15 protein-coding genes are annotated in these 17,261 nt (G+C 64.3%); 11 read left to right on the top strand and 4 right to left on the bottom strand.

Annotated elements, in window-relative coordinates:
- Nucleotides 1-51: 51 nt before the first annotated feature.
- The gene (locus ACYVGC_RS04755) at nt 52-783 is read right to left on the bottom strand and encodes an SDR family NAD(P)-dependent oxidoreductase (RefSeq protein WP_460582643.1); all 732 of its coding nucleotides are present in this window, start codon (nt 781-783) and stop codon (nt 52-54) included.
- 160 nt (nt 784-943) lie between these two features.
- On the opposite strand from ACYVGC_RS04755, the gene ACYVGC_RS04750 reads away from it, so the two are divergent.
- From ACYVGC_RS04750 to ACYVGC_RS04735, 4 genes are all read left to right on the top strand, one after another.
- Nucleotides 944-1,678 (top strand): DUF421 domain-containing protein, encoded by a 735-nt coding sequence (locus ACYVGC_RS04750; protein ID WP_460582642.1) that lies wholly within the window; start codon nt 944-946, stop codon nt 1,676-1,678.
- 66 nt (nt 1,679-1,744) lie between these two features.
- A complete protein-coding gene (locus ACYVGC_RS04745) occupies nt 1,745-3,742 on the top strand; it encodes an IPT/TIG domain-containing protein (protein ID WP_460582641.1) in 1,998 nt (665 codons plus the stop codon).
- 183 nt (nt 3,743-3,925) lie between these two features.
- Nucleotides 3,926-4,633 carry a hypothetical protein gene (locus ACYVGC_RS04740; RefSeq protein WP_460582640.1) on the top strand — a complete coding sequence of 236 codons (708 nt, stop codon included), beginning with the start codon at nt 3,926-3,928 and terminating at the stop codon, nt 4,631-4,633.
- A gap of 134 nt (nt 4,634-4,767) precedes the next feature.
- The gene (locus ACYVGC_RS04735) at nt 4,768-6,117 is read left to right on the top strand and encodes a lysophospholipid acyltransferase family protein (RefSeq protein WP_460582639.1); all 1,350 of its coding nucleotides are present in this window, start codon (nt 4,768-4,770) and stop codon (nt 6,115-6,117) included.
- A 131-nt stretch (nt 6,118-6,248) separates the two neighbouring features.
- Here ACYVGC_RS04735 and ACYVGC_RS04730 read toward each other — a convergent pair whose 3' ends face one another.
- A complete protein-coding gene (locus ACYVGC_RS04730) occupies nt 6,249-7,904 on the bottom strand; it encodes an NAD(P)/FAD-dependent oxidoreductase (RefSeq protein WP_460582638.1) in 1,656 nt (551 codons plus the stop codon).
- A 6-nt stretch (nt 7,905-7,910) separates the two neighbouring features.
- On the bottom strand, nt 7,911-9,317 hold the full coding sequence (locus ACYVGC_RS04725; protein WP_460582637.1) for a sensor histidine kinase: 1,407 nt from the start codon (nt 9,315-9,317) through the stop codon (nt 7,911-7,913).
- A 114-nt stretch (nt 9,318-9,431) separates the two neighbouring features.
- Between ACYVGC_RS04725 and ACYVGC_RS04720 the strand changes: the two genes are divergently transcribed.
- The 4 genes from ACYVGC_RS04720 (at nt 9,432) to ACYVGC_RS04705 (ending at nt 13,853) form a co-directional block, all read left to right on the top strand.
- The gene (locus tag ACYVGC_RS04720; protein ID WP_460582636.1) at nt 9,432-10,724 is read left to right on the top strand and encodes a 5-methylcytosine-specific restriction endonuclease subunit McrB; all 1,293 of its coding nucleotides are present in this window, start codon (nt 9,432-9,434) and stop codon (nt 10,722-10,724) included.
- A gap of 70 nt (nt 10,725-10,794) precedes the next feature.
- Nucleotides 10,795-11,493: a hypothetical protein gene (locus tag ACYVGC_RS04715; RefSeq protein ID WP_460582635.1), complete on the top strand. Its 699-nt coding sequence runs from the start codon at nt 10,795-10,797 to the stop codon at nt 11,491-11,493.
- A 23-nt stretch (nt 11,494-11,516) separates the two neighbouring features.
- Nucleotides 11,517-12,551, top strand: a complete 1,035-nt coding sequence (locus ACYVGC_RS04710) for an McrC family protein (protein ID WP_460582634.1) — start codon at nt 11,517-11,519, stop codon at nt 12,549-12,551.
- A gap of 33 nt (nt 12,552-12,584) precedes the next feature.
- Nucleotides 12,585-13,853, top strand: coding sequence for a hypothetical protein (locus ACYVGC_RS04705; RefSeq protein ID WP_460582633.1), 1,269 nt, complete (start codon nt 12,585-12,587; stop codon nt 13,851-13,853).
- Between the two features lie 99 nt (nt 13,854-13,952).
- On the opposite strand, the gene ACYVGC_RS04700 is transcribed toward ACYVGC_RS04705, so the two are convergent.
- A complete protein-coding gene (locus tag ACYVGC_RS04700; RefSeq protein WP_460582632.1) occupies nt 13,953-14,231 on the bottom strand; it encodes a hypothetical protein in 279 nt (92 codons plus the stop codon).
- 151 nt (nt 14,232-14,382) lie between these two features.
- Between ACYVGC_RS04700 and ACYVGC_RS04695 the strand changes: the two genes are divergently transcribed.
- The 3 genes from ACYVGC_RS04695 (at nt 14,383) to ACYVGC_RS04685 (ending at nt 17,224) form a co-directional block, all read left to right on the top strand.
- Complete coding sequence (locus tag ACYVGC_RS04695; protein WP_460582631.1) at nt 14,383-14,973, top strand: RNA polymerase sigma factor; 591 nt, start codon at nt 14,383-14,385, stop codon at nt 14,971-14,973.
- A 105-nt stretch (nt 14,974-15,078) separates the two neighbouring features.
- Nucleotides 15,079-16,230, top strand: a complete 1,152-nt coding sequence (locus ACYVGC_RS04690; protein WP_460582630.1) for a S1C family serine protease — start codon at nt 15,079-15,081, stop codon at nt 16,228-16,230.
- Nucleotides 16,231-16,333: 103 nt separating this feature from the next.
- On the top strand, nt 16,334-17,224 hold the full coding sequence (locus tag ACYVGC_RS04685; protein ID WP_460582629.1) for a hypothetical protein: 891 nt from the start codon (nt 16,334-16,336) through the stop codon (nt 17,222-17,224).
- Nucleotides 17,225-17,261 lie beyond the last annotated feature (37 nt).

Genomic DNA, 17,261 nt, shown 5'->3' with positions numbered 1-17,261 from the left:
TAAGGCTAGCATGACCGCCGAAATTGCTGCGGCGCAGGTGTGGCTAGCTGCTTACAGCTGCGCCAGCCGGCCGCCATCCACGGTCATGGTGGAGCCGTTGATGAAGTTGGCTTCGTCGGAGGCCAGGAAGCAGATAGTGGCGGCCAGCTCCTCGGGCGTACCAATCTGACCGGTAATGACTTCGGTGCCGTCCATCACGTTGGGGTTACTGCGCAGCATGGGGGTTTCTACCGCGCCGGGGGCTACGGCGTTGATGCGGGCCTGGGTGTAGGGCACCTCCAGGCTGAGGCCGCGCACGAAGGCTTCGAGGCCGCCCTTGCTGGTGGCGTAGGGAGCCACGTTGGGGGTGCTTTGGAAGGCGTGCACCGAGCTGACGGCCACCACGGCCCCGCCCTTCATGTGCGGCACGCACAGCTGGCAGAGCCGGAAGAGGGCCCGCAGGTTTACGTTCATCACGCGGTCCCAGTCGGCGGGGTCCAGTTCCATAATGGGCGTAAACGTCATCATGGCCGCGTCATTTATCAGGATGTCGATGCGCTGAAACCGGGCCAGCGTGGTTTCGACGGCGTGCACGAGGTCGGCGTCGTGGCCCACATCGGTTCGGATGAAGAGGGCGTCGCTGCCGAAGGCTTTGATTTCGGCCTCTACGGCGTGGCCGGCCGTTACCTCGCGGCCCAGGCACACCACGGTGGCGCCTTCGCGGCCCAGCCGCACGGCGGTGGCCCGGCCAATGCCGGAAGTGGCCCCCGTGACGAGGCAAACTTTATTTTGAAAACGAAACATGAAGGCGAAATGTAGTACCGCTTAAAACCAGCATAGCAAACGGCCTCGCCCGCTGGTTGTTTGCGGCCAGCCAGCGCAAAACCTAAAAAAGGCGCGGGCGGCGGCCGCCCACCCGGCCGCTATTCACCTTGAGGGGGTTTGCTACCGTACAGGTTAACCTATGATGATGCTCCCCACCCTATTACTGGCTACCTACGCGCCCTTCGACTGGCAGCGGCTTTGGCTCTCGGACGAGGCCCCGCTCACCTTCCTGCTCGAAATCGCGTTTCGGTGCGTGGTCATGTTTATGCTCACCGTGGCGGCGCTGCGGGTGTCGGGCAAGCGCGGGGTGCGGCAGCTTTCGCTCTTCGAGTTTGCCCTGATACTGGTACTGGGCTCAGCCGCCGGCGATGCCACCATCTACCACGATACGCCGCTGCTGCACGCGGCCACGGTATTTGTGGTAATTATTACCATGTATGTGCTGTTCAACTACTTAACCGATAAATTTCCGCGCATTGAGCGGCTGCTGGAGGGTGAGGCCGAGCTCATCATCGTAGAAGGCGAAATCGACCTGCCCGCCTTTTCTAAGTCGAGCCTCACCGGGCAGGAGCTGTGCGGGCAGCTGCGGCAGCTGCAGGTAGAGCACCTGGGCCAAGTGCGCCGCCTCTATATTGAGGCCACCGGCGAGATTAGCGTGTTCTTTTTCGAGCCCCACGACGAGCGCCCCGGCCTACCCATCTGGCCCGAGCTCTACCAGCATCCCCTGCAAACCCTGCCCAAGGCCGGGCTCTACGCCTGCCACAGCTGCGCCTCGGTGCGCGAGCTGCCAGCCGGCCCCGCCCCCGCCGCGTGCGGCCGCTGCGGCCGCCCCGACGGCTGGCTGCCCGCCTGCGCCACCCCCCGCGTAGCCTGAGTTGAAGCAGATAGTTGGGTATTCTGGCAGTTATTTACGGCTGATTTTACCCTGGCCCCTTGTTTCATGCTGCTACCCGCTACTCACCTATCCAGCCTACACCTTGGCCGCCTGCTGCGCGGGCTGGCCCTGCTCACGTTTTTTCTGGGCGGCAGCTGGCATCGCGGCCGGGCCCAGCAGTTGGTTTTCGACCGGGCTTACGTGGTGAGCGATACGGGCTACGGCGGCGAGAGCTGGCTGGGCGACGTGGCCCACGACGCCCAAGGCAATGTGTACGTGGGCGGCTACTGGGCCGGGTACCTGCACTGCGGCAGCCAGCACCTGCTGAGCCACGCCAACTCCTACGATGCGTTTGTGGCCAAGTACGATGCCGATGGCGCGCTGCAATGGGTGCGGCCGGCGGGCCTGAATAGCGACGACCGCGTGCGCTCGCTCGCGGTCGATGCCGTGGGCAACGTATACGTGGCGGGCTCTTACCGCGGCCCCACGCAGTTTGGCAGCGTGACCCTGCCAGCGAGCCCGGGAGCCAATAATGAAGACTTATTCGTAGCCAAGCTCGATGCGGCGGGCAATTGGCAATGGGCCGTGGGCGCGGCGGGCAGCGGCGAGGACTTCGCCACGACCCTGGCCCTCGGCCCCGACGGGCAGCTTACGGTAGGCGGCTGGTTTAGCGGCCCCACGCTGAGCCTGGGCACCGGTCAAACACTTAGCAACCAAGGCCCTGCGGGCACTTCGGATGTCTTCGTAGCCCGGCTCAGTTCGGCGGGCAGCTGGCTGTCGGCGGTGCGGGCCGGCGGGGCGGGCAGCGAACAGCTAACCGCCCTGGCGGTAGATGCGGCCGGCACCGCCTACGTGTGCGGCTACTTTGACGGTGCGCAGGCCCAGTTTGGTGCTACTATCCTGATTAATGCGGCTACCGCCGGCGGGCCCGACGGCTTTGTGGCTCAGCTTGCGCCAGCCGGAGCGTGGCAGTGGGCCACCCGCCTGGGCGGAACCGGCAGCGATGCCCTCTACGACCTGGCCCTGGATAGCAGCGGCCGGCCCTACGTCACCGGCTCCTTCGCCAGCCCCACCTTGACAGTGGGCACCACCAGCCTACCCAATGCTGCCCCCGGCACGAGCGACGTAGTAGTGGCCGCCCTGGCCACCGACGGCAGCTGGCGCTGGGCCACCCGCGCCGGCGGTGTGGATGCCGAGGTGGGCCTGGGCCTGGGCGTGACCCCGGCCGGCCAGGTGCGCGTAGGGGGCCAGTTCTACAGCCGCCGCCTGCCGCTGGGGCCCACTGAGTTGCTCAATACCTGCGACGTGGGGCAGTCGGAAGTATTTGTGGGGCAGCTTGATGAGAGCGGCAACTGGCTGGGCGGGCTAGCCACCACCGGGCCAGGCGGCAAGGAAAATACCCGCCTGGTGGTGGGCGCAACCGGCGAAACCTACGTGGCTAGCCCCTACTGGGGCACCAACGTCATCATCGGGGCCACGCCGCTGCCCGCTGCGGGCGACTACCTACCCAATATTTTTGTGGCCCACGTAGCCGATGCGGCGGCGCTGGCCCAGGTCACGACCGTAGTGCCCAGTAGTGGCACGGTGGGGCAGGCCATCAGCCTCACGGGCCGCGGCTTTGTGGATGTGCGCTCGGTGCGGTTCAATGGCGTGGCGGCGGCTTTTCAGGTGGCGTCGCCCACCCGTCTCACGGCCACGGTGCCGGCCGGGGCCACGCCGGGGGCCATTCGGGTGCGCACCGCCGCGGGCACCGCTTCTTCGCCTAATTTCTTGGTAGCCAATTCCTTGGCTAGCTTGGTAGCCGAGCCGGACGCCGCCGCGCAGCTCTGGCCCAACCCGGTGGCCGGGCTAGCTTCCTTTGAAGTCAGCCTGCCCGCGGGCCGGCCGCTGGCGGGGCCCACCCATGTGGAAGTGCGCAACAGCGTAGGCCAAGTGGTGGCGCACACCGAGTTTGGCGGCTACCACCTGGCCTGGGCCCCGCGCCTGCCCGCGGGGGTATACCAGCTCACGATGCGGCCCACCGGGCAGCCTGCCTGGCAGCAGCGCGTAACGATAGGTAACTAATAGCCGCCAAAAAGCAGGCGCTTTCTCCCGGGGCGGTTGGGCCAGCCCGTGGGCAAGGTCGGCGCGCGCCAGCAAACCAGCTAAGGGTGGGTGCTTCGCAACATATCGGCTTGAACTTACGAATACCTACCACGCAGCCTGCTTACGGGCGGGCTGCCACGCATTCACCTAGCTTCTTTTTCCATGAATCCTACCCAAAATAACACGCCCGGCATCCCAGCTGCCGGCTCGCCCAACGCCCAACTCTCTAAAACGCAGCCTACTTCGGGGGCCGAAGGCACGACCTTGGAGGACTACAAACAGAAAGCCAACGAGGGTATTCAGGCCATCCTCGATAGTAGCAAGCAAACCCTCGATGAAGGCAAAAGCTGGCTGAAGGACAGCGACTTGGCCGACAAAGCCAAGGAGCTACCTCAAAAAGCCAAAGAGCTGAGCAACAAGGCGCTGGCTAAAGTAGATAGCCTCACCACCACTCAAAAATATGCAGCTGTAGGCATAGTTGCTGCCACCGTAGCCTACTTGGTTGTGCGCAGCAGCAACAAGAAAGACGACGGTGAATACCGCCTGAAGGACCGCCGCTCGCCCTTCGCCAAAAAGGGGCCCCGCGATGCTGACGACAAAGGCAGCCCGCGTGCCCAGCAGCGCCCCTGGGGTAGCAGCCGCTACGGCACTGCCGCAGCCCCCGCCAGCGCCGGCCGCGGCCGCGTAGTGGCAGGCAGCGGCCCCAAGCACGACCACCCCGACCACCAGCGTGACCACGGCCAGCGCCCCACGCCGCCCGCCCCCGGCCAGCGCCGCGACCAGGGCCCAGTTGCCGGCAGCCGCTACGACGCCAAAGCGTCGGGCAGCCAAAATCCCAACAATGCCGACCAGCTCAACAGCGCTTTTTAAGGATGAACTATGAATTGGAGGCTGCGCCTTGCTAATCAAGTCACCAACCTGATTTTTTCAATTCAAGCTTCCTAATTACGCACAAAGGGCCGGCTGCCAGCGCAGCCGGCCCTTTGTGCGTAATCTTGCCGCCTATGCTCTTCTACACCGTTATGAAGCCCGTGGTGCGTCTGGGGCTGCGCGTTTTTTTTCGCCGCCTCGAAGTGCGCCACCCCGAGCGCCTGCGCCTGCCCGGCCCCCTCATGCTGTGCAGCAACCACCCCAACACCCTCATGGACCCGCTCGTGACGGCCATTCAGCGCCACGAGCCCATCGCGTTTCTGGCCAAGAGCACGTTTTTCAAGAACCCTATCCTCGGGGCCATTATGCGCTCGGGCAACTGCATCCCCATCTACCGGCGGCAAGATGCCGAGGGCAGTGCTAACTCCTTGAGCAATGAGCAATTGACGGCCAGCAACGAGGCCAGCTTCGGGCGCTGCTACGACTACCTGGAGCGCGGCGGCACGGTCATGATTTTCCCCGAAGGCACCAGCGTGAGCGAGCGCCGGCTGCGCCCCCTCAAAACCGGGGCCGCCCGCATTGCGCTGGGCACCGAGGCCCGGCACGACTTTAAGCTGGGCCTGCAGCTGGTATGCGTGGGCACCAACTACTTCGACCCCAGCCACTTCCGCTCCGATGTGCTGCTTAACGTGGCCGCCCCCATTGAGGTGAGCACCTACGCCGCCCGCTACCACGAAGACCCCGACGCGGCCGCCGACGAGCTGACCGAGGAAATCCGCCTGCGCCTCACGCGCCGCCTCGTCATCAGCCGCGCCGCCGAAGACGACCAGCTGGCCCAGCAGGTGGAGCGCACCTTCGGCGACCACCTCAACCCCGACGACGACCCCACCACCCTCTACGACAACTTCCAGCTCAGCCGCACCCTGCTCGATGCCGTAGCCTGGTTTGAGCAGCATGACCCCAACCGCTTGGCCGCCCTGCGCAGCACGCTCAGTACGTATCTAGCTGATTTAGGGAAATATAAACTTGACGACGACGCCCTCGACCAAAGCCAGCGCCCCGGCACCCGGCTAGCCGACTACCTCAACCTGGTACTTGGTTTCCCGGTGTGGCTCTACGGCTTGATTACCAACTACGTACCGTATAAAATCCCGTCGGCAGTAGCCGACCGCGCCACCAAGGAAACCGAGTTTATCGCGGCCATTATGCTGGGCGTGGGCATCGTCACCTTCCCGCTGACTTACGCCGCGGAGGCCGCCGCCGTGCAGCACTGGACCCACGACTGGCGGCTTACCACGCTGTTTCTCATTAGCTTACCACTAGCGGGCTTCTACGCCCTGGGCTACTGGCAAACCCTGAGCGCCCGCCTCAAGCGCCTGCGCGTGCGCCGCCTGCCTGCCGCTACGCTGGCGCAGCTGCAAGGCCAGCGCACCGCCATTCTGCGCATACTCGACGAGGCCCAGGCGGCCTACCTGCGTAAGTAGCCAGTAGCGCGAAGCTCCGCTGCGCGCGCGAGCGCAGCGAGCCTCGGGCGACCGGGCCGTTCGGTAGCAGCCAAGCCGCCCGGTCCCGCCTGCTCGCTGTGCTCGCGCACGAAGCGGAGCTTCGCGCTACGCTACTCGTCCAAATACTGGTGCACGAACTTGATGGCCATACTGCCCTCGCCCACCGCCGAGGCCACGCGGGCCATGGCGCCGGCCCGGCCGTCGCCGGCGGCGAAGAGGCCGGGCACGCAAGTCTCTAGCAGATAGGGCTCCCGGTCTTTTTTCCAGGAGGCGGCGTAGCGCGGGTCGGCCACTAGGTCGCGGCCCGTAAGCAGGTAGCCTTTGGGGTCGCACATAGCCAAGTGGCACACCCACTCGGTGCTGGGCTTGGCCCCGATGAAGATGAACAGCGCGCGGGCCAGGTGCTTCTCGGGCTCTTGGCCTTCGCGCTGAATCACCACGGCTTCGAGGGCTTGCTGGCCGCAGGCTTCGCGCACTTGGGTGAAGGGCAAAATCTCGATATTAGGCGTTTGGGCAATCTGCTCGATGAGGTACGACGACATGCTAGCCGCCAGGCCCGCCCCCCGAATCACGATGAACACCCGCGAGGCAAACGCCGACAAGTACATGGCCGACTGCCCCGCCGAATTGCCCCCGCCGATGATGTACACCGGCTGGTCGCTGCAACTACGAGCTTCGGTGCGCGCCGCCCCGTAGTACACGCCGGCCCCGCTCAGGCGCGCCAGGCCCGGCGCGTCGAGCGTGCGGTAGCTCACGCCGGTGGTTAGCACCACGGCGCGGGTTTTTATCTCCGTTTTATCACTCAGCGTCAGTACTTTGTAGCCATCCTGAATGCACAGGTCCACCACTTCCTGCGGGGCCATGAACTCGGCCCCGAGGCGGGTGGCCTGCGTCCAGGCGCGGTGGGTAAGCTCACTCCCGCTGAGGCCGGTGGGGAAGCCCAGGTAGTTTTCAATGCGCGACGACGAGCCGGCCTGCCCACCCGGCGTTTGGCGCTCAATGATGAGGGTTTTCAAGCCCTCGGATGCCCCGTACACGGCCGCAGCCAGGCCGGCCGGCCCGGCCCCAATCACCACCACGTCATATAGCTCCTGCTTGGCCTCGACTAGCAAACCCAGGTGCCGGGCCAGGTCGGGCTTGTTAGGCTTGGCCACGGCCTGGCCATCGGGGCAAATGACGAACGGCAGGTCATCGGGGGTGAAGCCGTTGGCTTCCATCAATACCTTGGCCTCCGCATCTTTCTCAAAATCAAGCCATTGGTAGCCCACCATGTAGCCGCTGAGAAAGTCCTTGAGCTCGTGCGAAAGCGGCGACCACTGAAACCCCACCAGCCGCAGGCCCGCAAACGCCGGCCGGTACGCGGCCTGCCAGCTAGCCAGCAAGTCATGTAGCGTGGGGTACAACAGCTGCTCGGGCGGGTCCCAGGGCTTGAGCAAGTAGTAGTCGAGCTGCGCCGAATTGATAGCCTTAATGGCGGCCGTGGTATCGGCGTAGGCCGTGAGCAGCACGCGCTTGGCCTCCGGAAACAGCTCGCGGGCGCGGGTGAGCACCTCCACGCCCTCCACCTCGGGCATGCGCTGGTCGGCCAGCACCAGGGCCAGTGGCTCGGCGCGGGCGCGCAGCTCGGTGAGCGTGCTTAGGGCCTCGGGCCCCGAGTTCACGCTCAGGATGCGGTAGTCCTGGCGAAACTCCTGGCGCAGGTCGCGGGTGATGGCGGCCAGCACCTGGGCGTCGTCGTCAACGGTGAGGATAATCGGCTTTTTCATAGGTAGTTAGCTAACTGCTGGCAGCCAAACCGAAAATTCGGTTTGGCCGGGTACCGAGCGGGCCTCCAGGCGGCCGCCGTGCTCCTGCACAATGCGGCGGGCAATGTCGAGGCCCAGGCCGCTGCCTTCGCCAGCCGGCTTAGTAGTGTAAAACGGCTCAAACATATGGGCCAGCACCTCGGGCGAGATGCCGCTGCCGTTGTCGGTGATGGTGACGCACACGCCTTTCGTTTGCTTGGCGAGCTGCACCATGAGGGTGCCGCCGGTGGCGGGCAGGGCATCAATGGCGTTGTCTATCAAGTTGGTCCACACCTGGTTAAGCTGGCCGGCTTCGGCCAGCACGGCGGGGGCATCGGGGGCGTAGGTGCGGGTGAGCTTGGCGTTTTTGTGGCGCAGGGCGTGCTCAAACATATTGAGCGTGCTATCGAGCCCGGTGGTGAGGTCGAGCTGCTCGCGGCCGCCGGCGCGGTCCATGTGCGAGTAGGTTTTCACGTTGCCCACGAGCGTGCTAATGCGCTGGCTGGCCTCGTGAATGTCGTGGGCCAGGCGCAGGGCAGCCAGGTGGCCTTCGAGCCAGGCCAGCGCGGGCGGGCGGGCCGGGGCGGGCAGCGGGGCCATGAGGGGGGTGAGCGTGGCGGCGGTGTGGCCGGCGTCGATTAGGCTGGGGGCCAGGGCGTAGCCATCGGGGCAGCCCTGGGTTTCGAGCCAGTCGGCCAGCTCGTCTTCGCAGTCGGCGCGGGCCAGCGCCGAGCGGGGCGGGGTGGCTTTATCCGTTTCGGGTGCGCCACCCGAGGTGAGTAGCGCCGCCATGGCCTCGGCGGGTGGGCAGGCCAGCAGCAGGTTTTGCAGCAATACCGGCTTGGTTTTCAGCATGTTGTTGAGCGTGTCGGCGGCGCGGGCAATGGCGGCGGCGGGGTTGTTGAGCTCGTGGGCCAGGCCGGCCGAGAGCTTGCCCAGAGCCCGCAACTTGTCGTCGCGCTCCTGGCCGCGCACTTCCTCGCGGGCGCGGTCGCTCATAATGCCCACCAGCCGCTGCACCAGCTCGGGGCTCACCTGCTCCAGGGCCGGAAACTCGGTGCGCGGCAATAGGTACAGGGTTGTTTCACCCTCGGCAACTCCCTGTCCTTTACTTACTTGCAGCCGCGAGTAGGGCAGTACGCCGCTCATTTGGCCGGCCTGCACCCGAAACACGGGCTCGTGGTGGCCGTTATCGGCGCGGTAGTACTGCATGGTGCCGCTGAGCACGCCCATCATGTAGGTGGCCGGGTCGCCGGTGCGCACAATGATTTCGCCGTCGGCGTAGCGGGTTAGCTCACCGTGCGTGCTGAGCCAGGCCAGCACTTCGGCGGGCAGGTTTTGGAAAGCGGTGAGGCCGCTAAGCACGGCGGGGTCGGGGGAAAGTTGCTGAGCCATAAATATTATAACCAAGTAGCTGCGGCGAAGTTGGCAGCCGGCCCCGCATGGGGCCAAGGCCGGAAATGAGCTGCCGCCCGCACCATCGACCGCAAGTACGCGTTCATTTGCACCGTGACCACCGTTTCCCCGCTCCCACCGCCCCCTGCCCTCACCCGCGAGCACGTGCTGCGCGCCCTGCGCCTGGTAGAGCGCGAAGGCCGCCGCCTACCGCCCAGCACCGTGTACGAGCTGCTGTACCGGGGCCGCCGCTACCCGCCCCGCGCCGTGGCCGAGCTGGCCCATCGCCTCGCCCTGGCCGACCCCCAGGCCCGCTGGCCCCACGGCGCCGGCCAGCCCACCAACGCCCTGCTCGAAGCCCTCGACTTCACCATCGTGGCCAAGCGGCCCATCCTGGCCGCCGCCGGCTCGGCCCAGGACCAGGGCCAAGCCGCCGAGCAGCAGGCCGAAGACCTCTACACCGGCTCCGAAACGTCGCTCAAAAGCTCGGAGCTACTGGCCGCCGAGCCCGCCGCCGCCTACGCCAGCCCGCCGCCCGCCTACACCCAGGCCGACGCGCTGGCCGAGCTGTTTATTACTGATAATGAGCTAACTGCCACCCTGGCCGGCCTGCGCCGCCGCCGGGCGCTGCTGCTGCAAGGCCCGCCCGGCACCGGCAAAACCTACCTGGCGCGCCGCCTGGCTTGGCTACTGCTGGGCGCGCGCGACGAAAGCCGCATCGAGCTGGTGCAGTTTCACCCTAGCTACGGCTACGAAGACTTTATGCTGGGCTTCCGGCCGGGAGCCGATGGGCAGTTTCAGCTGGTACCGGGCGTGCTGCCGCTGCTGTGCCAGCGCGCCGCCCAGGACCCCGAACGGCCTTATTTTCTGCTGATTGACGAGCTCAACCGGGGCAACGTGGCCCGCATTTTTGGCGAGCTGCTGCTGCTGCTGGAGCCCGACAAGCGCGGCCCCGCCCACGCCCTGCGCCTGCCCTACGCGCCACCCGGCGCGCCCCGGTTTTTTGTGCCCGAAAACCTCTACGTTATCGGCACTCTCAACCTAGCCGACCGCTCGCTGGCCCCGCTCGACTACGCCCTGCGCCGGCGCTTTGCGTTCGTGGCCATGCGGCCGCAGTTTGGCGAGCATTTGCATAAGTTATTAGTAAATAATAAGTTATCAAAAGTGCTTATCGACGTGATAACCGAGCGCATGGCGGCCCTCAACCACGTCATCGCCGCCGACCCTGAGCTGGGGCCCGATTTTGAAGTGGGCCATAGCTACTTCTGCGCGCCGCCCACTGAACCGGCTGAAACATGGCTGCGCCTGATACTGGAGCAGGAAATCGGCCCGCTGCTGGCCGACTACTGGCGCGAGCAACCCGACCGCGCCGCCGCCCAGTTGCGCAAGCTGCTCGCTGGCTTATAACCGCCGCCAGAGCTTGGCCTTACTCGTTAGCAGAATGCTTTCGTTCAACTATTTACGCGCTTTTCAGCTCATGGCTCGTTTTCGACTATTGCTCATTGCTTTGCTTAGCACCATCCTACAAGTAGCGGCCGCCCCCGCGCCCGACTCCATTGCCTGGAAGCGCGTGGCCCTGCCCGCCGGGGCCAGCATCGAGTTGCCGGCGTCGCTTACTGCTATGCCAGTCAGCGACGCCGGCACGCAGGTGTACTTCGCCAATACTTCGGGGGCCACCTACGTAGCGGTTTGTGCAGTAATTGACTCTGCCTCTTATCCTTACTCAAAAAGTCGCCTCACGCCAGACGAGCTAGCGACGGTTTACGAAGCCAATATCAAGTCACTCATCGGCGATGAAACGCGGGCGAAGGTGCTGCGCCGCACTCCATTTGAGCTAGCCGGGCAGCAAGGTGTCGATGTGGAATTTGACCTTCCCGCCACGGCCTCGCTGGGCGGCACCAAGTTTGCCCGCATCATCTACGCCAGCCATCGCGCCTACATGCTGACTTGGCGCGCAACCCTCGCCAACCCGGCCAGCGATGGCGCGGCCAGCCGCGCGCGGTTCTTCAATTCATTGCAGGTAAAGGCCGCCCCGGCCGCCGAAAGCGAAGCCTCCAATCCCCGCCAAACCGGCCGCACCATGGGGCGCTTGCTGGTTTACGCAGCAGTTATTGTCCTTATCATTATGCTGGTGCGCCGCTCCCGAGCTGCCAAAAAAGGCGGGGTTCAGCCTTAGCCCAGCACCCCTGCCCGCCTCTTATGATTCCGCTCGCCACGCTCTACTACCTGCTGTGCTACGCCTGGCAGCGCCTGCCCGAGCCGGCCGTGCTGCAAGCCACCGAGGCCGCGCCCTTTCACCGCCCGCTGGAGCTGCTCACGCAAATGCTGCTGCACGCCGCGGGTCAGCTACTGCGCACTGGCTTACCACTGGCTTTTAGTAGTAATGAGCAAGAAGTGAGCGAGTTGCGCGGGCGCATCGAGCTGGCATCCACGCTGGGCCGGGGCCTGCTGCCCCAGGGCCGCGCCGTGTGCACCTTCGACGAGCTGAGTGCCAACCAGCCGCTGCACCAGCTGCTGGCTGGCACCCTGGCGGCCCTGGCCCCGCACCCCGGCCTGCCGCTGGTCCTGCGCCGCCAGGTAAGCCAGTTGCGCCGCCGCCTGCCGGCCACCGTGCAGCCGCTGGCGCCGGCCGCGCCGGTTTTTGCGGCGCTGCGCCGCCAGCGGCTGGCGGTGAGCGGGGCATTTTTGCTGCACATCTGCGAACTGATTTACGAAACCGCGCTGCCCGCGCCGGCCGAGGACGGCCGCGGCCGCTTCACCGATTTCCGGCGCGACGAGCAGCTGATGGCCCGGCTTTTCGAGCAGGCCGTGCGTAACTTCTACCGCCGCGAGCAGCGCCAGTACCGCGTGTTTACCGAAACGATTACCTGGCAAGCGAAGGCGGATAACGAGCAGGATATGAGCCTCTTGCCCACCATGCTCACCGACACTACCCTGGAGAGCCCTACCCGCAAAATTATTCTCGATACCAAGTACTACGCCGCCGCCCTGCGCTTGCGCTACGACCAGCAGCGCCTCATTGCGCCGCACCTCTATCAACTCTACGCCTACCTCCAAAACTTGCGGCCCGCCCCCGGCCAGGCCCTGGAGGGCATTTTGCTTTACCCCGCCGCCACCGCCGCCGTGGATGTACGCTACACGCTGGGCGGCCACCCGGTGCGGATTGTTACGCTCGATTTGCACCAGCCGTGGCCGGGCATCGCAACCGATTTGCTGCGGCTGGTATCTAGTTAGCACGTAGTCACCTAAAAAGCCGGCCCCAGCCTCTTGAAAACCTTCACCCTCAGTGGCATTGCACACATCCAGGATTTTCAATTTTTAACGGATTCGTCCGGCTTCGTGCTCGATGACGCGGGGCACCTGCACCGGTTTGTGGGCAACACCAGTGAGGTAGTAGCAACGCCCGCGGGCTTCACTGTTTCCCACTTTCACTTCATCACGCCCAGTTACGGAGCCATTGTGGGCAATGCCCGGCCCGCCGAGCCCACTCCTCAAAAAGGTGGCCTTGGGAGCGCGGGACTGCTGGCCACGCTGCTACTCCTGGCGCTGGCCATTCGCAGCTGGCGGCGGCTGGTGCCGCGGCGGCTGGCCTGGCTGCTGTCGGGCCTGGCCGGGGTGGGGGCCACGGCGGCGTGCAGCCCCGCCTGGCACGCCTACCGCCGGGCCGATGCCAACTCGGCGGCCACTACCCTGCTCACGCGCACCCACTTAGGGCAGGCTGGCTACCACTATTACCTGCCCAATAAGAAGCAAAAGGCGTTTATCGCCATCACGCGCACCCAAGGCCGGGCCTGGGATACGCACCAGATTCCTACCAGCTTTTTTACTAGTGCGCTCACCGCGATAGGTGATAATTTCTTGGTTGGCACCTACGCCAACGAGCAAGAAAGCCAACTGCCCCTGCACGGCGACGGTGACATATGGCTCTACGGCGCCGATACAACTTATACTAAAAAGCTGGCGCTCAACACCCCACAGCACCCGTATGCGCTGCGCGTGCACCGGGGCATCGTCGGCTTTGCCCAGGCCGACTCGCTGCTCCTGGTTTTTGGCAGCGACCGCATGCCCACTCTTCCGGCCAATGAGCTGAGCGCTACGCCGGGCAATATTTACGCGCTGCCCCTGGCGCTGGGCCCCCGCGCCAAGCTGATTGACGTGCCCGACACAGTGGATGTGCGCTCGCTGGCCGCCTCCGCCACCGGCGAGCTGTGGGCCACGCTCGCGGGCCGCAAGCCGCACGTGGCGCGGGGCAAGCTCTTCTATGTGCCGCTGCCTGCCAAACAGCTGCTGCGCTTTGGCCAGGGCCAATGGCAGGCGGTGGCGTTACCGCAGGCCCGCAGCTTCGAGCAGGTGGCCTTTGTGCCGGGCACCCACGCGGGCTACCTCCTCACCGAAGCCGGTGCGCTCCTCGAAACCCGCACCGATGGCCAGACCTGGCACCCAACCGAGCTAACCACCGTTCGCAAAATGCACCCTTATCAGCAGGCTATCACGCTATTACGTGGAGAGAACCAACTGCTTATGCGTTCCCTGTAATTTTTCGGTAACGAAGGTAATGCGCATAAAAAAGGGGGCCGCGCATTGCTGCGCGGGCCCCTTTATATAGAAACTACGCTGGGCGAGGCCCAGCCGTAATTACTTCTTAACCTCTTCGGTCGTGGTGGTGGTGGTACCAGCGGCAGGAGCCATTGCGCCATCAGCAGCAGGAGCCATTTTGCCATCAGCAGCAGCAGGAGCCATTGCGCCATCAGCAGCAGGAGCAGCCATGGTCGAAGCCGAATCCGTGGTCATCGTCGAAGACGACTCGGTGGTAGCAGGCGTAGTAGTGGTGGTTTCGGTAGTAGCAGTTTTCGACTCGCACGAAGTCATGCCAACAACTAGGAACAGAGCGGCAACTTTCAGTAGGTTGTTCATCTTGGGGTAAATTTGAAAGGGGATTAACTAAAATCTGCCCTTAATGCCGCCGCTACGGATAGGTAACCCGGCGGTTGCAAAAGTTTTTTAAAAAGTTTTTTATGGGTTACTAATGCCCGGTAGCTGGCATTAAGCCCCGAAGCGAATGAACATGGATAGCACAACGGCGCTGGCAGCCGATGCCCAACTTATCCGAGCCATCCAGGGTGGCGACGAACGGGCGCTGAGCCAGCTCTACCGCCTGCACTGGCCGATGGTGTCGCACTTCGTACTGCAAAACAGCGGCTCGGAGGACGATGCCCGCGACGTGTACCAGGAGGGCGTCATGGTGTTTTATGAAAAGGTACGCGAAGGCTCTTTGGAGCTGAGTTGCCAGATTAAAACCTATCTCTACGCCGTGTGCCGCCGCCTGTGGCTCAAGCGCCTCACTACCAAGAGTAGGCTGCACGGCGTGCGCCTGCTCGACGACGAAGAGTACGGCCCCTACCTCAACACCGGGGCCGAGGAAGACTTGCAGGAAGCCGAGGAGCGCGACCGGCGCTTTGCCACCATGAGCGAGGCCCTCACCCACCTGGGTGAGCCCTGCCGCTCGCTGCTCGAAGGCTTTTACCTGCTCGAAAAATCAATGCTCGACCTCACGGCCGAGCACGGCTACACCAACGCCGACACCGCCAAAACCCAGAAGTACAAGTGTTTAACGCGCTTGAAGAAGTTGTTTTTTGCCAGTTATAAAGAAGCTTGACTGTTGAATGGCTGGATGGCTAGCATGGTTGAATTGTTAGGTTTCGTACCGCTCGCTATCCCCAATTCAACAATCTGACAATCCGGCAATTCAGCCATAAAAGAGATGCAAACCGAAGCCGATTACTACGCCCTTTTTGAAGCTTACCAACGCGGTGAGCTGGCGGCCGGCGCGCGGGCCAGCCTGGAAGCCCGGCTCGGGGCCGAGCAGCGGCTCAACCAGCTCTATGCGGAGTACCTGGACCTGACGGGCACGCTGCACGCCTACGGCGAGCGCCGCCGCACCCGCCACATTATCAGCGCGTTGCACGAGGCCATGCTGGCCGCCGAAGCCACCCCGGTAGTCGAAACCACCCTCACGCACTCCGTGAACCCGATGCTGCGCATTTCGCGCACCGAGCGCAAGCTGCGCGAGTTTTGGAGTGGGCACCGCGCCACGGTGGGCGTGGCCGCCTCGGTGGCGGTGCTGGCCGTGTTCAGCACCTTACTGAGTATCGACTTGTGGCGCTCGGCCAACCTGCCGGCCACCGGTGTACGCGAGCTGCGGCGGGAGGTAGCCCAGATGGTGCGCAGCCAGAAGGCACTGATTCGGAAGGTAGATAACCGCATGGGCGACGTGAGTGCGCCGCCGGTGCGCCTCAACAAGTTTAGCGGCACGGGCTTCGCCCTCACGGCCGATGGCTACATCGTAACCAGTGCCCACGTTATCAAAGGGGCCGATTCCTTGCTGGTAGAAGGCCGCGACCACCAGCGCTACCACGCCGAAACGGTGTACGCCGACAAGAAGCACGACCTGGCCATCTTGCGCATCAAGGACCGCGATTTTAAGACCTTCGGCAAGCTGCCCTATACCTTCAAGGCCGGGCAGGCCGACCTGGGTGAGCGCGTGTACACGCTGGGCTACCCCCGCGAAGACGCCGTGTACGGCGAAGGCGCGCTGAGCGCCCGCTCGGGCTACGACGGCGACACGGCCTTTTACCAGGTAAGTATTCCGCTGAACCCCGGCAACTCGGGCGGCCCGCTGCTCGATGCGCAGGGCAACCTGATTGGGGTGGTGAGCAGCCGGCAGGATGACGTGCTGGGCGCGGCCTTCGCCGCCAAGTCGTCGTACCTGGTGCGGCTCGTCGATTCGCTCAAAAACCGGCAGCCCGAAGCCACCTACCGCCTGCCCCACACCAACCAGCTGGCCGGCGCCGCCCGTCCGCAGCAGCTAAAGCGCCTGCAAGACTTCGTGTTTGTGGTGCGGGTGTACGAATAAGCTACGCTCCCTTTTTCTGTCAGTACTTGAGAGTCCCGCCCGCCCGGCGGGACTTTTTTGTGGGCGGCTTCTGCCCAATAGCAGTGGCCTTACTTTGCACCCCATGGGCAATTACCTTATCTACCAAGCCTACGGCAACCCCGATATCCTCAACGAGGCCCTGTTCAGCATCCTCTCCTATTTGCGGCAGCCGGCTTGCGCTACCGTCGTAGTTTATACCGACAACCCCGCGCACTTTCGGGCCGTGCTGGGCGAGTTGGCGGGCATAGCGTACGTGCACATCGCCCCAGACCAATGGCAAGCGTGGCGCGGTGAAATCAACTTTGTACACCGGGTAAAAATCAAGGTGTTGCAACATGCCGCCGCGCAGTTTGCGGGCCAGCTGCTGTATGTCGATACCGATACTATTTTCACGCAGCCGCTCGCGTCCCTCTTCGCTGCGATAGAACGGGGCGAGCGGTTTATGCACCTCAACGAAGGCCGGCTGGGCGACGGGAATCCGCTAAATCGCAAAATCAACCGGGTGCTGCAACGGGCCACCGGTAGCCCAGCCTTGGCGGGCCGCACTATCGGCTCCCACACGCAGATGTATAACGCTGGTGCACTGGGCTTTCGCAGCCTCGACGCGCCATTGCTAGCCGAGGTGCTCACGCTCACTGAGCAGCTATACCGCCTCTACCCGAAGCACGTGATGGAGCAGCTAGCCTTTAATGTGGTGTGGGCGCAGGCGGGGCCCATACGCGAGGCCACCTCCTGGGTGCACCACTATTGGGACTTAAAAGAAATTCGGCCGGTGCTGGCCGAGCTGCTGGCCCCGTCCCCAACTCGTCAGTTGACCAGCATACAAGCCGGTGCTGCCAAACTTGACTTACCCGCGCTAGCCGAAGGCAAGGCCCGGTTTCGGGCGCTGCCGGGCTGGCGGCGGGCCGTGCAACGTTGGCTGGGCCGCGCGTGGCAGCTACCTGGCGGCTTGCTGGCTGAACAAGACTTCTAGCAGCACTACTACATGAAGAATCAATGAGTACAATGCT

This window comes from Hymenobacter arcticus, assembly GCF_054779975.1.
Note: the sequence above shows the minus strand (reverse complement) of the source record. Positions and strands in the feature narration are given on the sequence as shown.